The sequence below is a fragment of the Mycobacterium sp. Soil_C_30 genome (assembly GCF_057656995.1).
Map to the genome: position 1 here is coordinate 182,179 of NZ_JBDGJH010000012.1, position 25,354 is coordinate 207,532.

Sequence of the window (25,354 nt, forward strand, 5' to 3'; positions counted from 1 at the left end):
CTTAGCGGTCGGCGAAATACTTCTGACCGTCGGCGGCCATGCGGCCGAAACCGGCTTTGACCACCGGCGCCAACACGTGGAAGGGCAGCCGCAGCGCACTCTTCGGGTCGATCGCCACCGTCCAGCTGAACAACGTCCCGGTCCCGTCCGGTGCGATCGTGTAATCCTCGGCGAAGCGCCGGAACAGCGGGGCATTGGCCTCGTAGACGTAGAACGAGTAGCCCGAACCCTCGTCCCACCGGAAGAAGTGCTCACGCACCCGGGCCAACCCGCCCGGCATCGCCACCTCACGGGTGGTGCCGATCCCGAACGGCCGCGGCGTCGTCCACGTGACGGACTGCACCGACGATCCCCAGTCGGCGAGCGAGTGGTCCGACGCCAGTGACGTCCACACCACGTCCGGCGGTGCGTCGAAGTGCTTCTGATAGCGGAACACGTGTGCTGCGGTGTCGAACAACGTCGCATCGGTGGATTCGAGCGGATACCAACGGGCCATGGCCCCAAGCCTTCCACGAACAGTGTGGGCCAGACGCCCCGACTGTCGCTCAGCCCCGGCCGTCAGGCTGGTTGTTGTTCTTCTGGGCGCCCCAGCCGTGCACCCGGTCCACCTCGATGAGCGCGCTGACCCGCGGGCGGTCCCGGGCCGGATACTCCTTGCCCTGGTAATGCCGAGACAGTGCATCGATATCGGCGAGGCCCTCGTCGTCGTAGATGTCGGTGACGTGTCCGATGACGGTGATGTGGGTGTACCAGTCACTTTCATCGATCACCGTCAGCGACACCCGCGGGTCCTTGCGCAGATGAGCCAGCCGTTTGCGGCCGACGTCCATGTTGACCAGCACATGATCGTCGCGCAGCAGGTACCAGGTGGCGGCGGACACCGGCTGCCCGTCAGTACGGACGGTGCTGATGACAGCGGGGTTGGGCTTGGACAGCATCTTCTTGGCGTCGTCGGTCAGTGGTGATGTCATTGGGACGGAATGCCCCGGGCGGACCCGGTTATGCCTATTCACTCCCGGGGACGCCCGTTCCAGGCACCTCTCGTAGAGGCTGAGGTAAGCCGCACCCATGACCTTCGGCGAGAACCGCCGTTCGGCAACAGCCCGGCAGACGGCGGGATCGATCTGCTCCGCCTCTCCGACGAGCCGCGCCAGTGCGGTCTCGTCACCCGGCGGCGCCAGCAGGCCGGTGCCCGGCTCGACGAGTTCGGGCAAGCAGCCACGGGCGTAGCCGACGACAGGTGTGCCCAGCGCCAGCGACTCGACCACCCCGGTACCGCCGGGCTCATCCCACAACAGTGCGAACAGCGTGGCACGTGCCGTTCCCACCAGGCGGTCGCGGTCCTCGCCGGTGACATTGCCGATCCACCGCACCAGATCCCCGTCCACCAGCGGTGCCACCTCGTTACGCCAGTACCGCACATCGGCGTACCGATCAGCGTGCGGGTCAGCGGCCAGCGCAGTAGCGTCGGGGTACGGGCCCACCGGACCCGCCAGCACCAACGGACGGTGCAGTCGCTGCGCGATGCGCGCCGCAACGTGTTGGCCTTTGCGTGCACAGATCCGGGCCACGAACACCAGATGATCTTCCTTGGTGCGCAACGGCGTCATGGTGGCGGCGTCGGCCAACGGGGTGGCCAGATGAACATGACCGAGGATATGTCTCTTCAAAGTGTCTGGCGCACAATCAATTTGGTTCTTCGAAACGCCGTTGATCCACACCCGGTTCGCGCTGCAGAAGCTGGAGTAGAGGCCCCGGTGCTTGGTCACATCCCAGTGCAATGTGTGCAACACCGGAGGCAGGCAGCCTTCGGCGCCCCCGAGCATGGTCAGACCCAGCGCTTCCACATGATCGTGGATGAGATCGATATCGGAGCGGTCACGCACCTCGGTGATCACCCGAAGCATGTGCGCCGCAGGCACTCCCATCACTTCGTTGTACGGTTCACCCAACCGCGGGAACTGCGGCTCGTCGAACACGCTGATCATCTCGTCGACGTCGATGGTGCTGGCACCGACCGTTGCCAGCACAACCCGCACGTCGTTGCGGCGCAACTCCGGAATCAGTGTGGCTATGACGTTTTCGATGCCGCCGTACCCCTGCGGCGGCACGGTCAACCACGGGCCGGCATTGATGAAAACGGTCAGCGCCATGGCACATCACGCTCCTCATTGCCCTCGCACGAAACCGCGACTACCGCTGAGTGAGGTGTGCGCTCTAGGGTAATCCTGCGGCGTCGATAGGGAGGCGAAATGGCAGACTGCAGAGTCGGCTTCGTCGGCGCCGGAGGGGTGGCCACCCGACATGCGCGTCACCTGGCCGGCATACCCGGAGTCGACATCACCGCCGTCACCGATCCCGCGCCCGGCGCGGCCCAACTGTTCGCCGAAGCCACCGGTGCCGCCGCCCTGCCCGACCTGGCCGCCGTGCTCGATGCCGGCGTGGATGCGGTCTACGTGTGCGTGCCTCCGTTTGCACACGGCTCCGTCGAGGAGGCGGTGATCGAGGCGGGTACCGCGCTGTTCGTGGAGAAGCCGCTCGGACTCGACCTGGCGACCGCTGCACGCATCGCCGCACTGGCCGGCAGACACGCGACCGTGACCGCCGTGGGGCACCACTGGCGCTACTCGAACACGGTGCGCCTGGCGCAGCAAGTGCTCGCCGGCCGGCCTGTCCGGTTGGCCGTCGGATCCTGGGTGGACCGCGTGCCGCCGGTGTCGTGGTGGGCGCAGCGCTCCCGATCCGGCGGCCAAGTCATCGAACAGGCCGTGCACGTACTGGACCTGGTGCGGCTGCTGTGCGGCGAGGTCGACGGCGTGACGGCCTACGCCAACGACACCCCGCCCGGCGACGGCGATATCGAGGTGGCCACCGCGGCGGTGCTGCGTCTTCGGTCCGGGGCGGTGGCCACCATCGCGACCACCTGCTGTCTGGATTGGAAACAGTCCGCCGGCCTGGACCTGCACGCCGACCGCCTTTCCGTCGCCATCGGCGAAGATGGCGTCACTGTGCGCACCCCCGAAGGATCGCAGCATCACAGCGTGGACCCCGACGAGGCGAAACAGGCGGCGGATCGGGCATTCATCGACGCCGTGCTGGGCCGTGGGGAAGTCCTCGTCGACTATGCCGAGGCGCTGCTGACACACGAATTGGCTTGCGCCGTAGCGACATCCGCTCGGGAGGGGCGGGCGGTGAGCCTGCGTGCGTGAACCGGGCTACGTCGTCGTGGTGGAGCAACCCGGTGTCGTGACGCTGCAGCAGCAGCCCGACCCCGGGCCCCTGGCGGCGGGGCAGTTCGACGTCGAGACGGTGTTCAGTGGGTTGTCTACCGGCACCGACCTGAGCTGGGTCAAAGGCACGAATCCGGCCGGACGCCGCCGCTGGGATGCGGACCTGGGGCTGTTCGGCTCGGACGCTACCGACAGCGGCTACCCGGTGCGCACGTTCGGTTACATGCAGGTCGGCCGGGTCACCGACAGCGCCACCGCGGCCGTCCACAGTGGTGACCTGGTGGCGATGACGTACGGGCATCGCAGCAGCTGCCGGGCCGACGTGCTGGCCGACCGCGTCGTCACCCTCCCCGCGAGCCTGGACCCGGTACTCGGAATCTACGCCGCACACATGGGCCCCATCTGCGCCAACGGATTACTGCACGCCGCGGCCGACAGCTGTGGTGCCGACGTCCGCAGCCTGGGCGACGGTGTGCGCGGCCGGCGCGTCGTGGTTGTCGGCGCCGGGGTGATCGGACTGCTGACGGCGATGTTCGCCGACCATCACGGCGCCGCGACGATCGTTGTCGTCGATCCCACACCGGGCCGACGCCGGGTGGCCGAACTGCTGGGGTTCGAGGCGCTGGACCCGTCCGACGACCCCGCCGTGCTGCTCAAGACCCGGTGGCGCCACAGCGCGGGCGACCGCGGCGCCGACGTCGCGTTCCAGTGCCGCGGTCAAGCCACCGCTCTGGCGACCGCCCTGAGAACGCTGCGGCCGCAAGGCACGGTGATCGATCTGGCGTTCTATCCCGGCGGCAGTGCCGAGCTGAGGTTGGGGGAGGAGTTTCACCACAACGGGCTCAGCGTGCGTTGCGCACAGATCGGGCGGGTGCCCCGGGGGACGGCTCACCTCTGGGATCGCGAACGGCTCAGCGCCGCGACGCTGGAGCTGCTGGCCGCGCGGGGCGCAGCGATCAGCGCCCATCTGATCACCGACCGGGTGCCGCTGCGCGAGGCCCCCGGGGTGCTGACCCGGCTGGCGCGGTCCCGGCACACCGGTCTGCAATTGGTCTTCACCGGCGATTGATCACCCGGACCCGTCCTGCTCCAACATGCAGAGGTCCCTGTTGTACTTCGCCGGCGGCGCCATGGGGTCGGGACCGCACATGCTGCGGTTCATGCCGTCCTCGAACGGGATCTGCGCTCCGCCGGCGGAGCCCCACCCGGGTTGGCCCGGCGCGCCGGCATCGAACGACAACCTTGAACAGTTGGTTACCCATCGAGGTCGTCGGCGGTGCGGTGGGCCAGGTGGGTCCAACGGGTGACTTCGGCGGAGACGTAGCAGGGAATGCCGCAGATGGGAAGTTTGGATAGGCGTCGGCCATCACAACGGTGACGTCGGTGCTCGGGTCGAGTTCGCGAATGCGCAGTGCGGCGCTGATACCGGCTGTCAGAGCGTGGTGTTGGGTGGTGTGAGCGTCGTGTGCAGCTGCTGCACACGGGCGGCGATATCGTCGCGGACCAGGCGCATGCGTTCGAGGCCGTCGATGCCGCGTTCGGAGGGTTCGTCGGTGTCCCAGTTCTGCACCTGGGTGCCGGGCAGCGGATCGAGTTGTGCCTCCCGGCCGAGGGTGACCACCAGGTCGACATCGTGGGCGAGTTGATAGTCGATCAGTTTGGGCTTCACACCGGTGATGTCGACGCCCACCTCGTGTAGCGCTTGGGCTGATAGATCATTGATGGTGCTGCCGGGTTTTGTGCCGGCGGAATGCACGATGACGGAGTCTCCGGCGAGCTGGCGCATCAGCTCGGCCGCCATCTGTGACTTGCCTCCATTCTTGACGCAGACGAACAGCACTGAGGGCGTGGTGGATTCGGTCATCGGGTCAGGCCTGCCACGCGGTGACGTTGAGTTCGGCGAGCAGGCGGCGGACGCGTTCTTCGATCTCGTCGCGAATCGGCCGCACCGCGTCCAGCTCTTGCCCGGCGGGGTCGGGCAGGTCCCAGTTGACGTAGCGCTTGCCGGGGAAGATGGGGCAGGCATCGCCGCAGCCCATCGTGATCACGACGTCGGCAGCCTGCACGATCTCATCGGTCCAGGGCTTGGGGAATTCGCCTGTGATGTCGATGCCGACTTCGGCCATCGCGGCGACGGCGGAAGGGTTGATGTGGTCGCCCGGTTCGGAGCCACCCGACCAGGCGACGGCGTCGTCGCCGGCGAGGTGGGCGAAGTAGCCCAGTGCCATCTGCGAGCGGCCGGCATTGTGGGTGCACAGGAACAACACGGTCGGTTTGCCGTCGGTGATCTTGCCTTCTACCCGGGCCAGGGCATGTAGGCGTTGGCGGGCGAACCGTTCGGCGAGTAGCGGCAAGAAGTTCGCGATGGTGGCGCGGCCGGCGAACTGGTCGTAGGAGGTGTGCAGAAACCGCTCGATCGTTTCGACGCCGAAGCTGTCCCCGAAGTCGCGTTCCAGGCGGGTGGCAGCTGTCGTCAAGGCGTGCTGTTGATCGATGGACAGATCGCGGTGTGGGCGCAGGGCGGCAGGACTGTCGGACATGGGGTTACGACTCCTTTGTCGAGGCGGTGGCCGAAGACGCAGTGCTCTGATCGGAGAAACGTCGCCGCAGGGCCAGTGATACGTAGACCAGGGCGACCAGGACCGGGACTTCGATGAGCGGGCCGACGACCCCTGCCAGGGCCTGGCCGGAGGTGGCGCCGTAGGTGGCGATCGCCACCGCGATGGCGAGCTCGAAGTTGTTGCCGGCGGCGGTGAATGCCAGTGTCGTGGTCCGTTGATAGCCCAGGCCGGTCGCAGCGCCGAGCAGATAGCCGCCACCCCACATGATCGCGAAGTACGCCAGCAAGGGAAGCGCAATGCGTACCACATCGAGAGGACGGCTGGTGATCTGTTCGCCTTGTAGCGCAAAGAGAATCACGATGGTGAACAGCAGTCCGTAGAGGGCCCAGGGTCCGATTCGGGGCAGGAACGTGGTTTCATACCAGTCGCGGCCCTTGGTCTTCTCACCGAATCGGCGCGAGAGGTAGCCGGCGAGCAGCGGGATGCCGAGGAAGATGAGCACCGATTTGGCGATCTGCCAGGGCGAGGTGTCGATGGTGGTCTGTTCCAGACCGAGCCAACCGGGCAGCACGGACAGGTAGAACCAGCCCAGTGCGGCGAACATGACGACCTGGAAGATCGAGTTCAGCGCGACCAGGACGGCGGCGGCCTCGCGGTCACCGCAGGCGAGGTCATTCCAGATGATGACCATGGCGATACAGCGGGCAAGCCCCACGATGATGAGGCCGGTGCGGTACTCGGGCAGGTCCGGCAGCATCAGCCAGGCCAGGGCGAACATCAAGGCCGGGCCGAACAACCAGTTCAAGAACAACGAGCTCAGCAGCAGCTTGCGGTCACCGGTCACGGTATCGAGCCGGTCGTAGCGCACTTTCGCCAGGACCGGGTACATCATGATCAGCAGGCCGAGCGCAATCGGAAGCGAAATGCCGTCGATCTGAACGCTTTCCAAGGCCCTGTTCAAGCCGGGGATCCAGCGACCCAGCAGCAGCCCTGCGACCATCGCGATGCCGATCCACACCGGCAAGAACCGATCCAGGGTGGAGAGTTTCGCGACGACCGGTGCCGACGTCGATGACATGGTCTCGGTCATGCGGTCGTCTCCGCGAGTGTCGCTGTGTTGAGGCCCAGCAGCGCTGAGAGCTCGCCGAGGGCGGCCGGGACGACGGCGTAGTACACCCAGGACGCCCGGCGCTCAGAGGTCAGCAGGCCTGCATCGCGCAGGACTTTGAGGTGGTGCGACACGGTTGGCTGGGAGACGTCGATGCCACCGGAGATGTCGCAGACGCAGGCCTCACTGCCGGCATGGCTAGCGATCGCACTGAACAGCCGCAATCGCACCGGGTCCGCCAAGGCCTTTAGCTTCTTGGCCATCTCTGCGGCGGCCTGCTCGGACAGCGGCTCGTTGAGCAGGGGCGCAGTGACGCAACACGCGTCCGCCGCCTCGGGTGGATTCGACATGCATCGATATTGACACTCATCAAACTAGGGTGCAAGCGAACAGTCGGTGAACGACGACCCGTCGGCGGGCATGCCGGCGGCCCGGCATGCCCACCGGCTCATGGTCAGCAGCAGGGCGATGCGGTCGCTGTCGGCGCGGCTGCGCGTTGGCTGCCGCAGCACACGTCGGCAGCGTCCGTGGTGTCATCGAGATGCTGCGGGCTGCTGCCGAAGGTGTCGGAGTCGGCGAGCACGGTGTAGACCTCCCACTGTTCGCCGGCCGGTCCGGTCACCCACACCTTGTCCTGGGTGGCGAAGCAGCACGTGGTGCCGATCTGCTCGTCGGTGAACAGACCCTCGCCGGCCAGGCGGGCGATCTCGGCGTGGACGGTCTCGCTGGATGTGACTTCCACGCCGAGGTGGTTGATGGTTCCGCCCTTGCCGGGGTTCTCCAGCAGTACCAGCTTCAGCGGGGGCTCCGCCACGGCGAAGTTGGCGTAGCCGGGCTTCACCTTGGCGGGTTCGGTGTTGAACAGCTTGCTGTAGAACGTGATTGCTTCGTCGAGGTCGTCGACGTTGAGTGCCAGTTGTACGCGGGACATGGCCCGGCCTCCTCGGGTTGTTTTACATATATCGAAGTAGCGCGCCACGGCCCAGCATGCCACCTTTTGGATATATGTCAATCTTTCTGGCAGACTGGCGCCATGCCCAAAGCGCTTCCCGTCATCGACACGTCTGCGCCGGTGTGCTGCGCACCGGTCGCCGCGGGACCGATGACCGATGACGACGCACTCAACGTCGCGCTGCGCCTCAAGGCGCTCGCCGACCCGGCACGCGTGAAACTGATGTCGCACCTGTTCTCGTCCGAGGCGGGGGAGCAGAACAGCGGCGAGCTCGCCGCCGCGCTCGGGCTCACCGAATCCACGGTGAGCCATCACCTGGCCCAGCTGCGCAAGGCCGGCCTCGTGCTCTCCGAGCGCCGCGGTATGAACATGTTTCATCGCGCGCACCCGGAAGCCCTGCAGGCGTTGTGTGCCGTACTCGACCCGAATTGCTGCCGCTAGCGTGCGGCCCGCGGCCCCGGAGAACTTCGGCGCACGACCGTCGCGAACTCTGGTTGCGGCGTTGGCACCGCCATACCGTGATGTTCTCAGTGGCCGGCGGCACGAACCGACCCGCAATGGCGCCTACAACGTGAGGACTTTCGCGATAACGAACAAAATCGAGCGGAATGGCGCCGAAGAAAAGCTCTGAGCGTCACTGCTGTGGCTCGCTCAGGGCGGCGCCATTACACAGAATCAGGCCGGCCCCTTGACCTCATCCATCGCGCACCGGCACTCGCTCGCCCACAAGTTCGTCAGATATCTATCGATCCGGACGTCGATCCCGACGTCGACTTATTTATCGATGCGGTAGCCACGCTAAAAGCCCTGCATCGCTTCTGGATCGACATAGAACTCAGCGCCGGGGGCTTCCTCGCCGATGGTTCGCACGTTGACATCGATGTCGATGAGGTTATGCCTGCGTCGTTGATGGTGGACACGCGTCTGCGGTTCTGACCTCGGATACCTATGCAGACTTGTTCCCGGACGACCTGGAGCAGGTTTCGGTAGCACTAGATGCGGCGCGAGTGCGGTCCTTAGCAGCCACTGCGGACCAGCTGCGGACTGAGAAGTGAGAAGGCCCCGGACTGGATGACCAGTCGGGGGCCTTCTCGCTGCAGTTCACACGAGTCGGGGTGGCGGGATTCGAACCCACGACCTCTTCGTCCCGAACGAAGCGCGCTACCAAGCTGCGCCACACCCCGCGTGAAGCTCCGACAGCGTATCGCACGGGTAGCCCGAGAAGCCAAACGCATAAAGATCGCCCGATTCGGGAACAGATGGCTCACGGACCGATGTCACATCGGATCTCGATCGCAATTGCACGGATTGGGATGGAAATGGCGTGTCGCAGGCGTTGTGGACAGTAACGAAGCGCACACTGCGCACCAGGTAGACGACGGAAAAGGTGGACCGGCCATGACGGCTCTGGGTGCTGCTATCTACGGGGGATTCTTCGCGCTGGCGGCTCTGTGGCTCTTCTTGACGTCCGACGATTCGACGGGCGGCGATCAGCTCCAGGAGCAGGATCTCTCGAACTCGGACAGCTTCGCCGCCGGCCCGGTGGGATCCAGCTTCATGCTGGTGAGCCACTCCTCCGAGAAGTAGGTGTCGGCGTAGCGGTCGCCACTGTCGGCCAGCAGGGTCACCACCGAGCCACTGCGGCCCTGGGACACCATCTCGGCCAGCAGGCCGAATGCACCCCAAAGGTTGGTTCCGGTGGACGGTCCCACCCGGCGGCCCAGCACGGCGCTCACGTGGTGCGCGGCGGCCACCGACGCCGAATCGGGCACGCTGACCATCCGGTCCACCACGTGCGGTAGGAACGACGGCTCGACCCGCGGTCGGCCGATTCCCTCGATCCGTGACGACGCACCGGTTTCGATTTCGGCGCCGCGCTCGTAGGAGAGGAAGAATGCCGAGTTCTCGGGGTCGACCACGCACAGCTTGGTGTCGTGGCGCCGATACCGGATGTAGCGCCCAATGGTTGCGCTGGTGCCGCCGGTACCCGCCCCGACAACGATCCACTCCGGGATCGGGTGGTCTTCGTCGCGCATCTGCGAAAAAATCGATTCGGCGATGTTGTTGTTGCCGCGCCAGTCGGTGGCGCGCTCGGCATTGGTGAACTGATCGAGGTAGTGACCGCCGGTCTCCTGAGCCAGCCGGTGGGCTTCGGCGTACACCTCCGAGGAACGCTTCACGAAATGGCAACGCCCACCCTGTGCTTCGATCAGGGCGATCTTCGACGAGCTCGTCGTTGCCGGCATCACCGCGATGAACGGCAACCCCAGCATCGCCGCGAAATACGCCTCCGACACCGCCGTCGACCCCGACGACGCCTCCACGACCGTGGTGCCTTCGTGAATCCACCCGTTGCACAACGCATAGAGGAACAACGACCGCGCCAGCCGGTGCTTGAGGCTGCCGGTGATGTGGGTGGTCTCGTCCTTCAGATACAGCTGGACGTCCACGCCGCCGCACCACGACGACGGCAGCGGATAGCGCAGCAGGTGGGTGTCGGCGCTGCGGCGGGCATCGGTTTCGATCAGCCGGACGGCGTTGTCCACCCACTGTCGCGAACGGCCGCGGTCAACGACCCGGGTCACCGGGATCAGTGCACGGAGGACGCGGTCGGATGCGACTGTCCCAGTGTGCGGCTGGAGTCCCGTCCGCCCGTCGGCGCCGCGATGAGCGTCAGCAGCGTGGCCTCGGGACGGCAGCAGAATCGCAGCGGGGCATACGGTGACGTACCGATTCCGGCCGACACATGCAGCGCGGTGTCCGCACCCCACTTCGACGCGCCCTTGACCCGCGACGTATCGATATCGCAGTTGGTCACGATGGCCCCGTAGAACGGCAGGCACAGCTGCCCGCCGTGGGTGTGCCCGGCCATGATCAGCTGGTAGCCGTCGGCGGCGAAGCGGTCCAGGACCCGGGTGTACGGCGAGTGGGTCAAACCGAGCCGCAGGTTCGCCGCCGGACTGGCCGGGCCGGCGATGGTGTCATAACGGTCGCGGTCGATGTGCGAGTCGTCCACCCCGGCGGCGGCGATGGTCACGCCCGCCACCTCCAGCTCGCGGCGGGTGTGCGTCATGTCCAGCCAACCGCGCTCGGTGAACGCAGCCCGCAGGTCCTGCCAGGGCAGCGGTGTGCCATGAGCGCGAAACTCGCTGTCGTAGAGGTACTTGGCGGGATTCTTCATCGTCGGCCCGAAGTAGTCGTTGCTGCCGAAGACGAACAGACCTGGAACCGAGAGCAGGTCACCCAGCGCCTGGACCACGGCGGGCACCGCCTTGGGGTGCGACAGGTTGTCTCCGGTGTTGACCACCAGATCCGGCTCCCAGCCGGCCAGTTCGCGCAACCATGCCTGCTTGCGGCGCTGTCCTGGCCGCATGTGGATATCGGACAGATGCAGGACCCGCAGCGGCGAGGACCCGGGCGTCAGCACCGGCATGGTGACCTCGCGCACGACGAACGCGTTGCGTTCGATGATCGCGGCGTAACCGATGCCCGCGACCGTCGTGCCGAGCGCCACTGCTGCGGTGTTCTTCAGAACATGCAATGCGGCAGCCATGTGTGCAGCCTACTGCGGCACCCTGTGCGTGGCGCGAGTTACGGGGGTGGCGGTGGGGGCGGCGGCCCCGGTGGCGGGGCAGGCGCGGGCGGGACGAGAACCGGCACCGTGATCGGAGGCAGACCAGGGATCTGCACCACGGTCTGGCCGAACTCCGGCGGAGCGCCCGGCGGGGGCGCTGCCACCGGCGGTGGTGGCGGAGCGGGCGCGATGCCGTTGCTGATCTGGATGGTGATGATCGAGCCCGGGATCGTCTGCCCCGACGGCGACGTGCCCACCACCGCACCGCTCGGTGAGCTGCTGTTGACCGGGGTGGCCTGATCGGCGACCTGGAAACCGGCGTCGCGCAGGCGTTGACGAGCCGCGTCCTGGGTCAGCCCGGCGACGCTGGGCACCCGGCCGCCCGGAGACCCGTCGACGTACCGCGGATCGGTGGGAGGCAGGGCCACCTCGCCGAAGTTGGTGGCGATGGGCTGCATCGCCGTGAACCAGGTACGGGCCGGCTCGTTACCGCCGAACAAGCTGCCGGATCCACACTGGCGCAGCGGGAACGAGCACAACTCGCTGGGCTCGGTGGAGTCGTCGTAGATGTAGTTGGCCGCGGCCAGCTGGTTGGTGAAACCCAGGAACCCGGAGGATCGGTTGGCTTCCGTGGTGCCGGTCTTGCCGGACATCGGCAGCGTCCAGCCGACGGATCCGGCGGCCCCGGCGGCGGTACCCGATCCGCGATCGTCCTCGCTCATGGCATTGGCCAGCGTGTTGGCCAGACCTTCCGGCACCACCTGCTCGCAGGTGGAGGTGGTCACGGCGACCTCGTTGCCGTCGCGGTCGAAGACCTTGTCGATGGGGTTGGGCGGGCACCACACACCACCGGAGGCCAGGGTGGCCGCCACGTTGGACAGTTCCAGCGCGTTCACCTCGATGGGGCCCAGGGTGAACGAGCCGATGTTCTGCCGCTTCACGAAGTCGGCGAGGCTCTCGTTGCTCTCCGGGTCGTAATCGCGCGCGGTTCCCGGTTCGGCGTAGGACCGCAGGCCCAGCCGGACGGCCATGTCAACCGTTCGGCCCACCCCGACCTGGGAGATCAGCTTCGCGAACGCGGTGTTGGGGGAGGTGGCCAAGGCGTCGGTGATGTTCATCTTGCCGCGGTAGCCGCCGGCGTTCTGCACACACCAGGTGTCCTTCGGGCACCCGCGGGCGCCGCCACTGCCCAGCCCCTTGGCCTCGAACCGACCCGGCACGTCGAGCTCGGCGTTGATGCCCATGCCCATCTCCAGGGCCGCGGCCGTGGTGAAGACCTTGAACACCGATCCGGCGCCGTTGCCCACCAATGAGAACGGCTGCGGTTGCATGGTTTCGCCGGCATCGAGGTTCAACCCGTAGTTGCGGTTACTCGCCATCGCGAGCACCGGGTGGGTCTGCTTACCGGGCCGGATCACGCTCATCACCGAGGCGATGCCCTCCAGATCGGCAGGCGCGAACTTGTTGATGGCGTTCTTGACGTTGGCCTGCACGTCGGGGTCCAGCGTGGTGCGAATCAGGTAGCCGCCCTTGGACAGCTGCTCCTTGCTGATCCCGGCCCTGGCCAGGTATTCCTGCACGTAGTCGCAGAAGAATCCGCGATCTCCCGCGGCGATGCAGCCGCGGGGGAGTTCCTGCGGCTGCGGCAGGATGCCCAGCGGCTCGGCTTTGGCGGCACGCAGTGCCTCGGCATGCTCGGGCACGTTCTCGATCATGGTGTCGAGCACGACGTTGCGACGGGCCAGGGCGCCCTCGGGGTTGGTGTACGGGTTCAGCGTCGAGGTGGACTGCACCAGACCGGCCAGCAAGGCCGACTGCTGCCAGTTGAGCGCGGAGGCGTCGATGCCGAAGTAGGTTTGCGCGGCGTCCTGGATGCCGAAGGCGTTGTTGCCGAAGGAGACCAGGTTCAGGTAACGGGTCAGGATCTCAGGCTTGGTGAACGTCTTGTCCAGCGTCAACGCCATCCGGATCTCCCGCAGCTTACGGGCGGGCGTGGTTTCGATGGCGGCGCGTTTCTCGGCGTCGGTCTGGGCGATCACCAGCAGCTGATAGTTCTTGACGTACTGCTGTTCGAGGGTGGACCCACCGCGGGTGTCGAGGTTGCCCGACAGGTAACCCGACAGACCCGTCAGCGTGCCCTGCCAGTCCACACCGTTGTGTTCGGCAAATCGTTTGTCCTCGATGGACACGATTGCCAGTTTCATGGTGTCAGCGATTTTGTCGCTGGGAACCTCGAACCGGCGCTGGGTGTAGAGCCAGGCGATGACGTTGCCCTTGGCGTCCACCATCGTGGAGACGGCGGGTATCTCCCCTTCGACAAGCTGAGAAGAACCATTGGCGACGACGTCGGAGGCTCGGTTGGACATCAGGCCGATACCGCCGACGACCGGGAACATCAATGCCGCTGTCAACACACTGGCGAGTAAGCAGCACCAGGCCAGCTTGATCAGGGTGACAGCGACCGGGGGGCGGTCCGACATGGTCTACAGAGTAATGGGGTTGCCGACAGTGCTGATGCCCGTACGGCGTCCACGGAACGGCCCCGGAGCGTGCCCGCGACACGCCGAAACCAAAGATTCGCTGAGGGACTGCACGGTTGTCCCAAAAAAGTCGGAATCAGACTGTTGCCAAAACGCTATTTGACCACCTAACTTAGACAGACAGTGCGACACAGGTAACAGAAAAGTGCGCAATGTGGCGTAGATCGCAGTCGCGGTTTGCACCCGAGACAGTGGCCGGAAAGTCGGCCTGAGCGAAGGGGAGTTCGCTGATGTCAGGAATTTCGGCCGCACCAGGGGGGACCACCGCCACACCCATGCCCAGCCCGCTGCAGGGGGCCGAGGGCGAGGCGCGGATCGCGTGGGTGTCACAGGCCCGCTGCCGCGGGGCAGACCCTGATGAGCTGTTCGTCCGCGGGGCCGCGCAGCGCAAGGCGGCAGTCATCTGCAGGCACTGCCCGGTGATCGCCGAATGCGGCGCCGACGCCCTCGACAACCGTGTGGAGTTCGGGGTCTGGGGCGGTATGACCGAGCGTCAGCGGCGGGCTCTGCTCAAGCAGCACCCGGAGGTCGTCTCCTGGGCCGAATTCTTCGCCGCTCAACGCAAGCACCGCAGCGCTGGCTAATTTCTGCGTAGTACTGGCTTCAATCGGCCCCTCCCGCACCGCGCGGAGGGGCCGATTGCATCCCGGACGTTGGTCTCGCGGCCGTCTCGACTCACGCCGGCCCGTCTGGGCGTGAGCTCCTTCGACTGCTCGTTCCTCGCAGCCTCGGACTCACGCCGGATCGTTTGGGCGTGAGCTCTTCGACGGCCTCGTACCTCGGCCGTCTCGACTCACGCCGTGATCTGGTCGGCGATGGCTCTCAGCGCTTCCAGGTCCGACACGTCGAACGGCAGCGACGGCACCCCCACGATCGCCACCTTGGGATTGGCCCCGGTGAATCGCGACAACAGGCGAACCTCACGCTTGGCCGTCAACGCCCGATCGGCGTGCACGCGCAGCACCGCCGCCGTCAGCGACTCGGGATCATCGGCCTCCAGCTCCTCGGCCCCGTCCACCGCACGCTCCACGTGCAACGAGCACAACGTCGGATGCGTGCGATTGAGGATCAGCCCCGCCAGCGGCATGCCCTCCTCCGAGAGCCGATCGACGAAGAACGATGCTTCACGCAGCGCATCCGGCTCGGCCGCGGATACCACCACGAACTGGGTTCCGCGGCGCTTGAGCAATGCGTAAGTACGGTCGGCCTTCTCCCGAAAACCGCCGAAGGTCGAGTCCAGAGACTGCACGAAAGCCGAAGCGTCCGAGAGCATCTGGCTACCCAGGATGGTTGACATCCCCTTCATCGCCAGGCCGACCGCCCCGGTGACCAGCTTGCCGATGCCACGGCCCGGTGCCAGCAGCAGACGCCACAGCCGGCCGTCCATGAAACTACCCAGGCGCTTGGGGGCATCCAGGAAGTCCAGCGCATTGCGCGACGGTGGGGTGTCGACCACCACCAGATCCCAGCGATCCTGGGCCAACAGCTGGCCCAGCTTCTCCATCGCCATGTACTCCTGCGTGCCGGCCAGCGAGGTGGCCACCGTCTGATAGAACTGATTGTCCAGAATCGCTTGCGCGCGTTCGTTTCCCGAGTACTCGACCACCATCTCGTCGAAGGTGCGCCGCATATCGAGCATCATCGCGTGTAGCTCGCCGGGCACCTCCGGAGCCAGCGGTACACGCTGGGGCGAGTTGCCCAGATCCCTGATGCCCAGTGCCTGGGCCAGTCGCTTGGCCGGATCGATGGTGAGCACCACGACGGAGCGGCCGTACTCGGCGGCCCGCAGGGCCATCGCCGCGGCGGTGGTGGTCTTTCCGACACCGCCGGCGCCGCAACACACAACAACGCGGTTGGTCGTGTCGCGAAGGATCGACTCCATGTCCAGAGCTGGTGGTGTGGTGCTCATCGTTACCGGACCCCCTGCTCTGCCAGTGCCTCGGCCAGCTCGTACAGGCTGCCCAGGTCGATTCCGTCGTTGATGGCCGGTAACTCCAGCCGGGGCACCTTGATCAAGTCCAACTGCTCGGCGCTCTCGGCACGGGCCTGCAACCGGGTGGCGTGCTGGATGCTCTCCGTCAGCAGTCCCGCAAAGTCGTCGTCCGACAACGTGATTCCCACCTTCCCGAGATCGGCGCGCACGGCGTCGGCGTCGATGTCTCCTTCGGCAGCCTTGGTGAGCGCGTCCGCCGGCAGGAACGTCGGGATGTTGCGGTTGACGATCACGCTGCCGATCGGCAGCCCGAGCGCCTCGAGTTCTTCGATGGCCTCGACTGTCTCCTGGATGGGCAGCGCCTCCAGCAGCGTCACCAGGTGAATGGCCGTCTGCTCGGAATGCAGCAGCTTCACCACACCCTCGCTCTGCGAGTGCACCGGCCCGCCCTTGGCCAGATCAGCGACAGCCTTGGTGACGTCGAGGAAGCGTGCGATTCGGCCGGTGGGCGGTGAGTCCACCACGATCGCGTCGTACACCGGCTGCTTGTTGCGGTCCACGCGGACCACGGACTCCTTGATCTTGCCGGTCAGCAGCACGTCGCGCAGCCCGGGCGCGATGGTGGTCGCGAATTCGATGGCGCCGATACGACGCATGGCTCGACCGGCCAGACCGAGGTTGTAGAACATGTCGAGGTATTCGAGAAATGCGGCTTCGATGTCGATGGCCAGGGCGTTGACCTGACCGCCGCGTTCGGCCGTGGCGATCTTGAGCTCTTTGTACGGCAGCGGCGGAACATCGAACAGCTGCGCGATGCCCTGGCGGCCTTCGACTTCCACCAGCAGGACCTTGCGGCCGCCGGCGGCCAGCGTGAGAGCCAGCGCGGCCGCCACCGTGGATTTCCCGGTGCCGCCCTTCCCACTGACAAAATGGAGGCGGGCTTTCGCCAACCGGGAGGGCCAACCGACGCTGGTTGGGCCGCTTGCTGTGGTCGCCATGGCTTGCAGCCTAACCATGTGGTTGGGTCCGGCGGCTAAGCTCTGCCCATGAGCGAACCGACCATCTGGGAGTACGCCACCGTGCCGCTGCTCACCCACGCCACCAAACAGATCCTCGACCAGTGGGGGGCTGACGGCTGGGAGCTGGTCGCCGTCCTGCCCGGGCCCACCGGCGAACAGCACGTCGCCTACCTCAAGCGTCCCAAATGAGCTGGTCTGCCAAGCTGACCGAGCTCGGCATCGAGCTGCCGCCCGTCGTCGCTCCGCTGGCGGCGTATGTGCCCGCCGTGCGCACCGGCAACCTGGTCTATACGGCCGGCCAGCTGCCCATCGAGGGCGGGGAGTTGCTGCGCACCGGCAAGGTCGGCGCCGAGGTGAGCGCCGAAGACGCCAAGGCCCTGGCCCGGGTGTGTGCGCTCAACGCACTGGCGGCCGTCAATTCCCTGGTGGGCGTTGACCAGGTGGTCAAGGTCGTCAAGGTCGTCGGCTTCGTCGCCTCGGCACCCGGATTCGACGGTCAGCCGGGCGTCATCAACGGCGCCTCCGAACTGTTCGGTGAGGTGTTCGGCGATGCCGGTGCCCACGCTCGCTCCGCGGTCGGTGTCTCCGAACTGCCGCGCAACGCTCCCGTCGAAGTGGAAATCATCGTCGAGGTCGCGTGACCCTCGAGCACCCCGCCTACGCGCAGCTGCGTCCGGTCACGGATACGGCGTCGGTGCTCCTGTGCGACAACCCGGGCATCATGACCCTCGACGGCACCAACACCTGGGTGCTGCAGGGGCGGGGTAGCGACGAGATCGTGATCGTCGACCCCGGTCCCGACGACGAGGCGCACCTCGACCGGATCGCCGCGCTCGGAAAGATTCCTCTGGTCCTGATCAGCCACCGGCACGGCGACCACACCGACGGCATCGACAAACTCGTCGAGCGCACCGGCGCCGTCGTCCGCTCGGTCGGTAGCGGATTCCTGCGCGGTCTCGGCGGGCCGTTGACCGACGGCGAGGTGATCGACGCTGCCGGCCTGCGCATCACCGTCCTCGCGACACCCGGTCACACCGCCGACTCGGTGTCGTTTGTCCTCGAGGACGCCGTGTTGACCGCCGACACTGTGCTGGGTCGCGGAACCACGGTCATCGACACCGAAGACGGGAGTCTGCGCGACTACCTGGACTCTCTGCACCGGCTGCATGGTCTGGGCCAGCGCACTGTTCTGCCTGGGCACGGCCCCGATCTCGGCGATCTGGTGGGCGTGACCGAGATGTACCTGAAGCACCGCGAGGAACGACTCGATCAGGTCAGGGCCGCCCTGCGGGAGCTGGGAGAGGACGCCTCCGCCCGGCAGGTCGTCGAACACGTCTACACCGACGTCGACCAGAAGCTCTGGGATGCCGCGGAGAAGTCCGTGCAAGCCCAGCTGGACTACCTCAAGACGTGATTTCGGCGCGCTGGTAACCGCTCAGCGGTTACCAGCGCGCCGAAATCACAAGAGAACTAGCGGGCGCGCCTTGCCAGCCGCTCGGAGTCGCTGATCAGCACGCTCTTGCCTTCCAGGCGGATCCAGCCGCGGTGGGCGAAATCGGCGAGCGCCTTGTTCACCGTCTCGCGGGAGGCGCCGACGAGCTGGGCGATCTCCTCCTGCGTCAGGTCGTGCGTCACGCGCAGGGCGCCGCCCTCCTGAGTGCCGAACCGCTGAGCGAGCTGCAGCAGCTGCTTGGCCACCCGGCCGGGCACGTCGGTGAAGATCAGATCGGCGAGGTTGTTGTTGGTGCGGCGCAGGCGACGGGCCAGCACGCGCAGCAGCTGCTCGGCGATCTCGGGCCGGTCGGCGATCCAGGCACGCAGCGCGTCCCGGTCCATCGACACCGCACGGACCTCGGTGATGGTGGTGGCACTCGACGTCCGGGGGCCCGGATCGAAGATGGACAACTCACCGAACATGTCGGAGGGGCCCATGATCGTCAGGAGGTTCTCCCGACCGTCGGGTGACCGACGACCGATCTTCACCTTGCCCGAGATGATGATGTACAGCCGATCGCCAGGCTCGCCCTCGGCGAATACCGTGTGCCCCCGCGGGAAGTCGACGGGCTGCAGCTGCTTGGTCAGCGCTGATACGGCGCTGGGTTCGACTCCTTGGAAGATTCCGGCCCTCGCCAGGATCTCGTCCACGTTGCCCCTCTTTGGCTCTTGGCTGTGTGATGTGCGTCGACCAGCCTCTATCTGTGTGTTCCTTGCAAGTCTAGAGGTAAGCAGTGGCGCGACTAGCCAACGCTACACACGATTGGCCTGGCGAGTCGCCTGAAACTGCGGATTCCTGTCCACCGGAATCTGCACGGACGGGCTCAGCCGGGTCGGCAAACGGGGTTCACCGTCGAGTGTTTCGAAGGCCGCGCGCAGCGAGGGAAACGACGGGAAGTCGTTGTCCGGCCGGGGTTCGGGGCGCATCTTGGGCTGTTCGGTCAGCTCCGCGCCATCGCGGGACTCGAAGGTACAGATACCGGACTCCAGCCGCTGCAGCCCGAAGGTCGCCAGCATGAGCAGGCCGGGGACCGACGCCGCGAGCAACCAGGACACGACGAGAAGTAAACACGCGCCAGGTCTCAGCAGGATCACGGTTTGTCAACCGCTCAGACATAGCTGTAACGAATCTGTCGGGCCCGGTCAGTAGCCTGTCAGGGTGGCCGCCAAGGCAAAGCCGGATTCTTCGCCGAAGACCAAATCGAAGACCAAATGGGACACCGAGACGCACCTGGGGTTGGTCCGGCGTGCCCGCCGGATGAATCGCACCCTCGCGATGGCGTTCCCACATGTCTACTGCGAGCTGGATTTCACCAACCCGCTGGAGCTGACGGTCGCCACCATCCTGTCGGCGCAGAGCACCGACAAGCGCGTCAACCTCACCACTCCCGCGCTGTTCGCGAAGTACCGCACGGCCGCCGACTACGCCGGGGCCAACCGCACCGAACTCGAAGAACTCATCCGGCCCACCGGCTTCTACCGCAACAAGGCCAGCTCGTTGATCGGGCTCGGACAGTCGCTGGTCGACAACTTCGGCGGCGAGGTGCCGGCCACCCTCGATGAGCTGGTGACGCTTCCCGGCATCGGCCGCAAGACCGCCAACGTCGTCCTGGGCAACGCGTTCGACATCCCCGGCATCACGGTCGACACCCACTTCGGCCGGCTGGTCCGGCGGTGGCGGTGGACGGCGGAGGAAGACCCGGTGAAGGTGGAGAAGATCGTCGGTGACCTGATCGAGCGCCCCGAGTGGACGCTGCTCAGCCACCGCGTGATTTTCCACGGGCGTCGGGTCTGCCACGCCCGTAAGCCCGCGTGCGGGGTCTGCGTACTGGCCAAGGACTGTCCGTCGTTCGGTGCGGGCCCCACCGATCCGCTGCTCGCCGCTCCGCTGGTCAAGGGACCCGAAACCGAACACCTCCTGGCGCTGGCAGGTCTGTGACCGGCTCGGCCAAGTGGACCCTGGCGATCGTCGCCGTCATCGCGGTGGTGATGGCTGCGCTGCTCGCTCAGCTCGGTGAGTCTCCCGAGACCGGCGTGCAGTCCGGCCCACCGACTGCGGGCCAACCCCGCCAGGACCCGGGCCAACTGAGCCAAGCCCGCCGCGAAGCGGACCTGCCGCCGTGCCCCACTGGCGACGGCGGCCCAGGCCCTGCCGAACTGCGCGGGGTCACGGCGGTGTGCGCGGCCGACGGCGGGCACGTCGACGTGGCACGTGCGCTCTCCGGGCGCCCCGTGCTGCTGAACCTGTGGGCCTACTGGTGCGGACCGTGCGCCGACGAACTGCCGGCGCTGGTCGAATATCAGCAACGGGTGGGCCAAGACGTCCTCGTGGTGACGGTGCACCAGGACCCCAACGAGGAGGCGGCATTGTCGCGGCTGGCGGAGTGGGGCGTCAGGTTACCCACCCTGCAGGACGGTGACCGCAGCATTGCTGCGGCTCTGAAGGTCCCGAACGTCATGCCTGCGACGGTTCTGCTGCGCCCGGACGGTAGCGTTGCCGAGATCCTGCCCCGTGCTTTTGTCTCCGCGGACGACATCGCCGAGGCGGTCGGAACCGAGTTGCGATGAGAGGGGTACCGCGGTGAGCAGTGCGGTATCCCCGTCGCCCGACGACGGACCCGACTGGTTGCGGCCACTGCTGGACAACGTGCACAACGTGCGCGGCGCGTACCGGCGCCGGGTGCCGGCCGAGGTGCTGGCGTCCATCACCGCGGCCGCCGAGTCCGCCGTCACCCGGCGCGACGCCGCGGTGCTGGTGTTGTTCTCCGGCCCGGAGTTCACCCCGGCTCGCTCTGTGGTGCCCGGGCTGCCCGACGAGGCGGACCTGCTGCTCACCGTCCGGGCTTCCACACTGCGCCACCACGCCGGACAAGCCGCCTTTCCGGGCGGCGCCAGCGATCCGGGCGATGATGGACCGGTTGCCACCGCGTTGCGGGAGGCGCGGGAGGAGACCGGGATCGACGTCACACGCCTACAACCGTTGGCCACGCTCGAGCGGATGTTCATTCCGCCGTCGGGCTTCCACGTCGTGCCTGTGTTGGCCTACTCGCCCGATCCAGGACCGGTGTCCGTCGTCGACGAAGCCGAAACCGCAATCGTTGCGCGGGTACCTGTCCGCGCGTTCACCAACCCGGAGAATCGGCTGATGGTCTACCGAGCCGCCAATACCCGCCGCTTCGCCGGGCCCGCCTTCCTGCTCAACCAGATGCTGGTGTGGGGATTCACCGGCCAGGTCATCTCGGCGTTGCTCGACGTGGCCGGCTGGTCCAGCCCCTGGGACACCACCAAGGTGCTCGAACTCGAGGACGCCATGGCGCTCGTGGGCGGGGAGGCGCAGTGACCCCTTCGCAGTGGCTCGACATCGCTGTCGTCGCAATCGCGTTCGTCGCCGCCGTTTCGGGCTGGCGTTCCGGCGCGCTGGGTTCGGTGATGTCGTTCATCGGCGTGGTACTCGGTGCCGTTGCCGGCGTGCTGTTGGCGCCGCACATCGTCAACCACATCGACGGTGCCAGGACAAAACTCTTCGCCGCACTGTTCCTCATCCTGGCTCTGGTGGTCGTCGGCGAGGTGGCCGGTGTGGTGCTGGGCCGCGCGGTACGCAGCGCCATCCGCAATCCCGGTGTGCGGTTGGTTGATTCGCTGATCGGTGTGGGCCTGCAGCTGATCGTGGTGATGGTGGCGGCCTGGTTGCTCGCCACCCCGCTGACCTCCTCCGACCAAACCAATCTGGTCAATGCCGTCAAGGGCTCTAAGGTGCTGGCGCAAGTGGACGAGGCGGCACCCGAGTGGTTGCGCGCGGTGCCCAAGCGGCTCTCGGCGCTGCTGGACACCTCCGGCCTGCCTGACGTGCTCCAGCCGTTCGGCCGCACCCCGATCGTCGAGGTGGAGCCGCCGAACGCGACCCTGGCCACCGACGCCGTGGTGGCCGCGGTCCAGCCCAGCGTCGTGAAGATCCGCGGGGTGGCGCCGGGATGCCAGAAGGTGCTCGAGGGCACAGGTTTCGTCGTTGGGCCGCAACACGTGATGTCCAACGCGCACGTGGTCGCGGGCTCCGACAGCGTGACCGTCGAGTCCGCCGGCCAGACCTACGACGCCGTGGTGGTGTCGTATGACCCGAACGCCGACATCTCGATGCTGTTCGTGCCGAACCTGCCCGCGCAGACGTTGGATTTCGCGCCCGACCCCGCCGTGACCGGCACCGACGCCCTGGTACTCGGCTATCCCGGTGGCGGGGACTTCGCAGCCACGCCCGCGCGGATCCGCGAGATCATCGAACTCAACGGTCCCGACATCTACCGCACCACCACCGTCAACCGCGAGGTCTACACCATCAGAGGGACTGTGCGGCAGGGCAATTCCGGCGGCCCGCTGATCAACGCCAACGGCGAGGTGCTCGGGGTGGTGTTCGGCGCCGCCGTCGACGACACCGAGACCGGATTCGTGCTCACCGCCAATGAGGTGGAACGTCAGATGCTGAAGGTGAACGCGACCGAGCGGGCGGCCACCGGCTCCTGCGTCACCTAGGCCGGCCTACAGAGGGGCCAGGCCGGCCGACGAGGCGGCGAGGGACGAGCCGGGGAGAGAGGGCCGGCCTACAGAGGGGCCAGGCCCGTCGAGGGGCTAGAACAACCGGGCCAAGAACCTGTTGAGGTGGCCGTTCACCTGATCCGGCACCTCCTCGTGACCGAAATGCCCTGCCCCGGAAAGGGACACGAACCTACCGTGGGGCGCGTAGCGCCGGGTCCGCTCGACGGGTGCTGACAGCACATACGGGTCGGCGTCACCGCGCATGTGCAGCAACGGGATTCCGAGCTGACGGTCCATCTGTTTCATGAAACGCCGGCCCTCACCCCGGAGTTGGCTGCGTACTGCCCATCGCTGGTACTCCAGCGCGCAGTGTGCGGCACCCGGGATCTGGATGGCGCGGCGCAGATGGCCGATGGTCTCCGAGAAATCCTGCGACGCTTGCCACTTGCCGGAGGCGCGGCTGCGGACCAGCGCCTCGAGGTCGTCGGCGTCGCGGCGGGTCAACACGTGCTCGGGCCAGCGCGGCAGCTGATAACCCAGCAGCGAAGGCAGCAGTGCCCGGCCCTGGTCGCGGCGGGTCAGTGCGGTCCGGCGCAGCGCGCTCGGGTGCGGCGAGCTGACCAACGCGATCGCCCGCACCAGACGTGGGTGCAACACCGAAGTGGCCCAGCACACCAACCCGCCGTCGGCGTGGCCCACCAACGTGGCCGACGTGTGCCCGAGGGCGCGGATCAAGCCACCGGTGTCACCGGCGAGCGTCCACCCGTCATACCCGCGCGGTGGTTTGTCGCTGCCGCCGTACCCACGCAGGTCCACCGCGACCACCCGCGCTCCGGTGATACCGCGCAACTGATGGCGCCAGGCCCACCAGAACGAACCGAACCCGTGCAGCAGGATCACCAGGGGCCCGTCGGGCGCGGAGGACTCGGATTCGACGACATGAAACCGGATGCCGTTCGCGTGGACGTCCAGGTGACGCCACGGTCCGTTGATCCGAACGACGGACGGATCCGGCGGCGGCATCTACCAGCCCGACGGGTCCGTGGTTGCGGGCGCCTTACCCGCGGGCGCCTGCGGCGCCCTGTCGTGACCGGGGGTGAAAGCCGCCCTGGTCTCCTTGACGGTTTCGATGGTCTGCTGCGGCCCGCGGATCTTGCGCACCTTGCGGTAGCCCAGGAGCGCGAACAGCGCGGTGGTGAGCACCATGACGCCGAAGACGATCAAGAAGGACGCCCACCGCCACAGCCAGGTGTCGAGCAGTTCCGCGGCGAAGAAGAAGAAAAAGAAGGTGGAGTAGAACAGCACCACCAGCGCCAAGATGAAGTAGACGCTTCCGGTGAGACCCTTCTTGACGTCCCGGGTGATCTCCGCGCGAGCAAGTTCGACCTCGGCGCGCACCAGGGTGGACACCTGAGTGGTGGCGTCCTTGACCAGGTCACCGATCGACGGATCCGCCGGTACGGCGTTGGGATCGACCAACGGGATCGACGTCACGGTCGCGGGCACACCATTCTTGCGGTCACCATTGCTCACGGGCTTCATGTTGCCATGTCTGGTTCACTGGGGACGACCCTGGCCAAACCCTGACTTGGGAGTTCGCTTGAAATTCGCGCGCCTTGCCGTCTGCGCTGTCGCCGCCCTGGCCGCATTCTCGGTCATCACCGCAAGCCCGGCGGTGGCCGCCCCGGTGACCCTCGGCGGAGGTTCCGGCATCGTCATCAATGGCGAGTCCTACTGCACGCTCACCGCGATCGGCACCGACAACCGGGGCGATCTCGTCGGCTTCACCTCGGCGCACTGCGGAGGCCCCGGCGCCCAGGTGTCTGCCGAGGGCGCCGAGAACCAGGGGCCGGTGGGCGTGATGGTGGCAGGCAATGACGCACTCGACTACGCCGTCATACGCTTCGACCGCAGCAAGGTCATCCCGACCAACAACGTCAACGGCTTCGTCATCGACGGCTTGGGGCCGGACCCGGCCTTCGGCCAGGTGGTGTGCAAACTCGGCCGCACCACCGGCACCTCGTGCGGGGTGACGTGGGGGCCGGGGGAGGACCCCGGCACCGTCCTGAATCAGGTGTGCGGGGCGCCGGGCGATTCGGGCGCGCCGGTGACCGCGAACAACAAGCTGGTCGGGATGATCCACGGCGCGTTCAGCGACGACCTGCCCAGCTGCGTCATCAAATTCATCCCGCTGCACACCCCCGCGGTCACCATGTCGTTCAACACTCAGCTGGCCGACATCACCGCCAAAGCCCGTCCGGGGACGGGCTTTCGGCCGGTGTAGTACGCCTCACTTGCTGGCGCGGATGGCTTCGAAGACGCTGGGGTCCACGAGGGTCGAGGTGTCGCCGAGTTCGCGGCCTTCGGCGACGTCGCGCAGCAGCCGGCGCATGATCTTGCCGCTGCGGGTTTTCGG

The 25,354-nt window shown here is 66.8% G+C and carries 30 protein-coding genes, 1 tRNA gene and 3 pseudogenes; 13 read left to right on the forward strand and 21 right to left on the reverse strand.

Annotated features, from left to right (window positions below; all coding sequences use genetic code 11):
- Position 1: 1 nt before the first annotated feature.
- The 3 genes and pseudogenes from AC3A6P_RS22175 to AC3A6P_RS22185 form a co-directional block, all read right to left on the reverse strand.
- The gene (locus tag AC3A6P_RS22175; protein WP_487693929.1) at positions 2 to 496 is read right to left on the reverse strand and encodes an SRPBCC family protein; all 495 of its coding nucleotides are present in this window, start codon (positions 494 to 496) and stop codon (positions 2 to 4) included.
- Between the two features lie 49 nt (positions 497 to 545).
- Entirely contained in the window at positions 546 to 971 is a 426-nt protein-coding gene (locus tag AC3A6P_RS22180) for a PPOX class F420-dependent oxidoreductase (RefSeq protein WP_487693974.1), read from the reverse strand.
- 168 nt (positions 972 to 1,139) lie between these two features.
- A pseudogene (locus AC3A6P_RS22185) lies at positions 1,140 to 2,153 on the reverse strand (glycosyltransferase); the annotation flags it as partial.
- Positions 2,154 to 2,252: 99 nt separating this feature from the next.
- Between AC3A6P_RS22185 and AC3A6P_RS22190 the strand changes: the two are divergent.
- Both AC3A6P_RS22190 and AC3A6P_RS22195 read left to right on the forward strand, forming a co-directional pair.
- On the forward strand, positions 2,253 to 3,209 hold the full coding sequence (locus tag AC3A6P_RS22190; RefSeq protein ID WP_487693930.1) for a Gfo/Idh/MocA family protein: 957 nt from the start codon (positions 2,253 to 2,255) through the stop codon (positions 3,207 to 3,209).
- Positions 3,202 to 4,299, forward strand: coding sequence for a zinc-dependent alcohol dehydrogenase (locus tag AC3A6P_RS22195; RefSeq protein WP_487693931.1), 1,098 nt, complete (start codon positions 3,202 to 3,204; stop codon positions 4,297 to 4,299). The genes AC3A6P_RS22190 and AC3A6P_RS22195 overlap by 8 nt, the downstream gene beginning before the upstream one ends.
- Here AC3A6P_RS22195 and AC3A6P_RS22200 read toward each other — a convergent pair whose 3' ends face one another.
- The 7 genes and pseudogenes from AC3A6P_RS22200 to AC3A6P_RS22230 all read right to left on the reverse strand — a co-directional run bounded on the left by AC3A6P_RS22200 (position 4,300) and on the right by AC3A6P_RS22230 (position 7,830).
- Positions 4,300 to 4,470: a hypothetical protein gene (locus AC3A6P_RS22200; protein ID WP_487693932.1), complete on the reverse strand. Its 171-nt coding sequence runs from the start codon at positions 4,468 to 4,470 to the stop codon at positions 4,300 to 4,302.
- Positions 4,471 to 4,493: 23 nt separating this feature from the next.
- Positions 4,494 to 4,666 (reverse strand): annotated as a pseudogene (locus AC3A6P_RS22205) (CoA-disulfide reductase); the annotation flags it as partial.
- Complete coding sequence (locus tag AC3A6P_RS22210) at positions 4,663 to 5,094, reverse strand: arsenate-mycothiol transferase ArsC (protein ID WP_487693934.1); 432 nt, start codon at positions 5,092 to 5,094, stop codon at positions 4,663 to 4,665. The gene AC3A6P_RS22210 and the pseudogene AC3A6P_RS22205, both read right to left, overlap by 4 nt.
- A gap of 4 nt (positions 5,095 to 5,098) precedes the next feature.
- Positions 5,099 to 5,770, reverse strand: a complete 672-nt coding sequence (locus AC3A6P_RS22215) for an arsenate reductase ArsC (RefSeq protein ID WP_487693935.1) — start codon at positions 5,768 to 5,770, stop codon at positions 5,099 to 5,101.
- Positions 5,771 to 5,798: 28 nt separating this feature from the next.
- Positions 5,799 to 6,881: pseudogene (gene arsB / locus AC3A6P_RS22220) on the reverse strand (ACR3 family arsenite efflux transporter); the annotation flags it as partial.
- Complete coding sequence (locus AC3A6P_RS22225; protein ID WP_487693937.1) at positions 6,878 to 7,249, reverse strand: ArsR/SmtB family transcription factor; 372 nt, start codon at positions 7,247 to 7,249, stop codon at positions 6,878 to 6,880. The pseudogene arsB and the gene AC3A6P_RS22225, both read right to left, overlap by 4 nt.
- 104 nt (positions 7,250 to 7,353) lie before the next feature.
- Complete coding sequence (locus tag AC3A6P_RS22230; protein WP_487693938.1) at positions 7,354 to 7,830, reverse strand: ArsI/CadI family heavy metal resistance metalloenzyme; 477 nt, start codon at positions 7,828 to 7,830, stop codon at positions 7,354 to 7,356.
- 102 nt (positions 7,831 to 7,932) lie between these two features.
- Here AC3A6P_RS22230 and AC3A6P_RS22235 point away from each other — a divergent pair, with 102 nt between their 5' ends.
- Both AC3A6P_RS22235 and AC3A6P_RS22240 read left to right on the forward strand, forming a co-directional pair.
- Entirely contained in the window at positions 7,933 to 8,292 is a 360-nt protein-coding gene (locus AC3A6P_RS22235) for an Rv2640c family ArsR-like transcriptional regulator (RefSeq protein WP_487693940.1), read from the forward strand.
- A gap of 201 nt (positions 8,293 to 8,493) precedes the next feature.
- Complete coding sequence (locus tag AC3A6P_RS22240) at positions 8,494 to 8,787, forward strand: hypothetical protein (RefSeq protein WP_487693942.1); 294 nt, start codon at positions 8,494 to 8,496, stop codon at positions 8,785 to 8,787.
- A 174-nt stretch (positions 8,788 to 8,961) separates the two neighbouring features.
- Here the strand turns inward: AC3A6P_RS22240 and AC3A6P_RS22245 are convergent.
- The 4 genes from AC3A6P_RS22245 to ponA2 form a co-directional block, all read right to left on the reverse strand.
- Positions 8,962 to 9,035 (reverse strand) — tRNA-Pro (locus tag AC3A6P_RS22245).
- Positions 9,036 to 9,341: 306 nt separating this feature from the next.
- A complete protein-coding gene (gene cds1 / locus AC3A6P_RS22250; protein ID WP_487693944.1) occupies positions 9,342 to 10,436 on the reverse strand; it encodes an L-cysteine desulfhydrase Cds1 in 1,095 nt (364 codons plus the stop codon).
- A gap of 5 nt (positions 10,437 to 10,441) precedes the next feature.
- The gene (locus AC3A6P_RS22255) at positions 10,442 to 11,404 is read right to left on the reverse strand and encodes a metallophosphoesterase (RefSeq protein ID WP_487693946.1); all 963 of its coding nucleotides are present in this window, start codon (positions 11,402 to 11,404) and stop codon (positions 10,442 to 10,444) included.
- Between the two features lie 38 nt (positions 11,405 to 11,442).
- Positions 11,443 to 13,905 (reverse strand): transglycosylase/D,D-transpeptidase PonA2, encoded by a 2,463-nt coding sequence (gene ponA2, locus AC3A6P_RS22260; protein WP_487693947.1) that lies wholly within the window; start codon positions 13,903 to 13,905, stop codon positions 11,443 to 11,445.
- 290 nt (positions 13,906 to 14,195) lie between these two features.
- Here ponA2 and AC3A6P_RS22265 point away from each other — a divergent pair, with 290 nt between their 5' ends.
- Complete coding sequence (locus AC3A6P_RS22265; protein ID WP_487693948.1) at positions 14,196 to 14,549, forward strand: WhiB family transcriptional regulator; 354 nt, start codon at positions 14,196 to 14,198, stop codon at positions 14,547 to 14,549.
- 209 nt (positions 14,550 to 14,758) lie between these two features.
- Here the strand turns inward: AC3A6P_RS22265 and bagB are convergent, their stop codons facing one another.
- Both bagB and bagA read right to left on the reverse strand, forming a co-directional pair.
- A complete protein-coding gene (gene bagB, locus AC3A6P_RS22270; protein WP_487693949.1) occupies positions 14,759 to 15,874 on the reverse strand; it encodes an ATPase BagB in 1,116 nt (371 codons plus the stop codon).
- A 2-nt stretch (positions 15,875 to 15,876) separates the two neighbouring features.
- Positions 15,877 to 16,896 carry an ATPase BagA gene (gene bagA, locus AC3A6P_RS22275; RefSeq protein ID WP_487693950.1) on the reverse strand — a complete coding sequence of 340 codons (1,020 nt, stop codon included), beginning with the start codon at positions 16,894 to 16,896 and terminating at the stop codon, positions 15,877 to 15,879.
- Between the two features lie 48 nt (positions 16,897 to 16,944).
- Here bagA and sp36 point away from each other — a divergent pair, with 48 nt between their 5' ends.
- The 3 genes from sp36 to AC3A6P_RS22290 are packed head-to-tail and all read left to right on the forward strand — an operon-like array spanning position 16,945 to position 18,331.
- The gene (sp36, locus tag AC3A6P_RS22280; RefSeq protein WP_197378998.1) at positions 16,945 to 17,106 is read left to right on the forward strand and encodes a Sp36 family protein; all 162 of its coding nucleotides are present in this window, start codon (positions 16,945 to 16,947) and stop codon (positions 17,104 to 17,106) included.
- On the forward strand, positions 17,103 to 17,558 hold the full coding sequence (locus tag AC3A6P_RS22285) for a RidA family protein (RefSeq protein ID WP_487693951.1): 456 nt from the start codon (positions 17,103 to 17,105) through the stop codon (positions 17,556 to 17,558). Before sp36 ends, AC3A6P_RS22285 begins: the two co-directional genes overlap by 4 nt.
- Entirely contained in the window at positions 17,555 to 18,331 is a 777-nt protein-coding gene (locus tag AC3A6P_RS22290; RefSeq protein WP_487693952.1) for an MBL fold metallo-hydrolase, read from the forward strand. Before AC3A6P_RS22285 ends, AC3A6P_RS22290 begins: the two co-directional genes overlap by 4 nt.
- Positions 18,332 to 18,387: 56 nt before the next feature.
- Here the strand turns inward: AC3A6P_RS22290 and crp are convergent, their stop codons facing one another.
- Positions 18,388 to 19,062: a cAMP-activated global transcriptional regulator CRP gene (gene crp, locus AC3A6P_RS22295; RefSeq protein WP_005138643.1), complete on the reverse strand. Its 675-nt coding sequence runs from the start codon at positions 19,060 to 19,062 to the stop codon at positions 18,388 to 18,390.
- Positions 19,063 to 19,164: 102 nt separating this feature from the next.
- Positions 19,165 to 19,467, reverse strand: a complete 303-nt coding sequence (locus AC3A6P_RS22300; RefSeq protein ID WP_487693956.1) for a hypothetical protein — start codon at positions 19,465 to 19,467, stop codon at positions 19,165 to 19,167.
- A 202-nt stretch (positions 19,468 to 19,669) separates the two neighbouring features.
- Here AC3A6P_RS22300 and nth point away from each other — a divergent pair, with 202 nt between their 5' ends.
- Genes nth through marP form a run of 4 tightly spaced genes read left to right on the forward strand, consistent with a single transcriptional unit; the run spans position 19,670 to position 22,935 of the window.
- Entirely contained in the window at positions 19,670 to 20,350 is a 681-nt protein-coding gene (gene nth / locus AC3A6P_RS22305; RefSeq protein ID WP_487693975.1) for an endonuclease III, read from the forward strand.
- On the forward strand, positions 20,347 to 20,979 hold the full coding sequence (locus AC3A6P_RS22310; protein ID WP_487693957.1) for a TlpA family protein disulfide reductase: 633 nt from the start codon (positions 20,347 to 20,349) through the stop codon (positions 20,977 to 20,979). The genes nth and AC3A6P_RS22310 overlap by 4 nt, the downstream gene beginning before the upstream one ends.
- 13 nt (positions 20,980 to 20,992) lie before the next feature.
- Positions 20,993 to 21,751 carry an NUDIX hydrolase gene (locus AC3A6P_RS22315; RefSeq protein WP_487693958.1) on the forward strand — a complete coding sequence of 253 codons (759 nt, stop codon included), beginning with the start codon at positions 20,993 to 20,995 and terminating at the stop codon, positions 21,749 to 21,751.
- Positions 21,748 to 22,935, forward strand: coding sequence for an acid resistance serine protease MarP (gene marP / locus AC3A6P_RS22320; RefSeq protein WP_487693959.1), 1,188 nt, complete (start codon positions 21,748 to 21,750; stop codon positions 22,933 to 22,935). Before AC3A6P_RS22315 ends, marP begins: the two co-directional genes overlap by 4 nt.
- Positions 22,936 to 23,031: 96 nt before the next feature.
- Here the strand turns inward: marP and AC3A6P_RS22325 are convergent, their stop codons facing one another.
- Both AC3A6P_RS22325 and AC3A6P_RS22330 read right to left on the reverse strand, forming a co-directional pair.
- A complete protein-coding gene (locus AC3A6P_RS22325; RefSeq protein ID WP_487693960.1) occupies positions 23,032 to 23,961 on the reverse strand; it encodes an alpha/beta fold hydrolase in 930 nt (309 codons plus the stop codon).
- Positions 23,962 to 24,471, reverse strand: coding sequence for a phage holin family protein (locus tag AC3A6P_RS22330; RefSeq protein ID WP_487693961.1), 510 nt, complete (start codon positions 24,469 to 24,471; stop codon positions 23,962 to 23,964).
- 106 nt (positions 24,472 to 24,577) lie between these two features.
- Between AC3A6P_RS22330 and AC3A6P_RS22335 the strand changes: the two genes are divergently transcribed.
- Positions 24,578 to 25,222: a S1 family peptidase gene (locus AC3A6P_RS22335; RefSeq protein ID WP_487693976.1), complete on the forward strand. Its 645-nt coding sequence runs from the start codon at positions 24,578 to 24,580 to the stop codon at positions 25,220 to 25,222.
- Positions 25,223 to 25,228: 6 nt separating this feature from the next.
- Here the strand turns inward: AC3A6P_RS22335 and AC3A6P_RS22340 are convergent.
- A partial coding sequence (locus AC3A6P_RS22340; protein ID WP_487693978.1) for a hypothetical protein occupies positions 25,229 to 25,354 on the reverse strand: 126 nt, incomplete at its 5' end.

Excerpts from the sequence above, each read along its gene's own strand:
- AC3A6P_RS22235 (WP_487693940.1), top strand. The coding sequence starts at position 7,933 with ATGCCCAAAGCGCTTCCCGTCATCGACACGTCTGCGCCGGTGTGCTGC.
- bagA (WP_487693950.1), bottom strand. The coding sequence starts at position 16,896 with ATGGCGACCACAGCAAGCGGCCCAACCAGCGTCGGTTGGCCCTCCCGG.
- AC3A6P_RS22210 (WP_487693934.1), bottom strand. The coding sequence starts at position 5,094 with ATGACCGAATCCACCACGCCCTCAGTGCTGTTCGTCTGCGTCAAGAAT.
- AC3A6P_RS22230 (WP_487693938.1), bottom strand. The coding sequence starts at position 7,830 with ATGTCCCGCGTACAACTGGCACTCAACGTCGACGACCTCGACGAAGCA.
- nth (WP_487693975.1), top strand. The coding sequence starts at position 19,670 with ATGAATCGCACCCTCGCGATGGCGTTCCCACATGTCTACTGCGAGCTG.
- AC3A6P_RS22175 (WP_487693929.1), bottom strand. The coding sequence starts at position 496 with ATGGCCCGTTGGTATCCGCTCGAATCCACCGATGCGACGTTGTTCGAC.
- AC3A6P_RS22325 (WP_487693960.1), bottom strand. The coding sequence starts at position 23,961 with ATGCCGCCGCCGGATCCGTCCGTCGTTCGGATCAACGGACCGTGGCGT.
- AC3A6P_RS22215 (WP_487693935.1), bottom strand. The coding sequence starts at position 5,770 with ATGTCCGACAGTCCTGCCGCCCTGCGCCCACACCGCGATCTGTCCATC.
- AC3A6P_RS22225 (WP_487693937.1), bottom strand. The coding sequence starts at position 7,249 with ATGTCGAATCCACCCGAGGCGGCGGACGCGTGTTGCGTCACTGCGCCC.
- bagB (WP_487693949.1), bottom strand. The coding sequence starts at position 15,874 with ATGAGCACCACACCACCAGCTCTGGACATGGAGTCGATCCTTCGCGAC.
- sp36 (WP_197378998.1), top strand. The coding sequence starts at position 16,945 with ATGAGCGAACCGACCATCTGGGAGTACGCCACCGTGCCGCTGCTCACC.
- AC3A6P_RS22285 (WP_487693951.1), top strand. The coding sequence starts at position 17,103 with ATGAGCTGGTCTGCCAAGCTGACCGAGCTCGGCATCGAGCTGCCGCCC.
- AC3A6P_RS22190 (WP_487693930.1), top strand. The coding sequence starts at position 2,253 with ATGGCAGACTGCAGAGTCGGCTTCGTCGGCGCCGGAGGGGTGGCCACC.
- AC3A6P_RS22255 (WP_487693946.1), bottom strand. The coding sequence starts at position 11,404 with ATGGCTGCCGCATTGCATGTTCTGAAGAACACCGCAGCAGTGGCGCTC.
- AC3A6P_RS22265 (WP_487693948.1), top strand. The coding sequence starts at position 14,196 with ATGTCAGGAATTTCGGCCGCACCAGGGGGGACCACCGCCACACCCATG.
- AC3A6P_RS22180 (WP_487693974.1), bottom strand. The coding sequence starts at position 971 with ATGACATCACCACTGACCGACGACGCCAAGAAGATGCTGTCCAAGCCC.
- ponA2 (WP_487693947.1), bottom strand. The coding sequence starts at position 13,905 with ATGTCGGACCGCCCCCCGGTCGCTGTCACCCTGATCAAGCTGGCCTGG.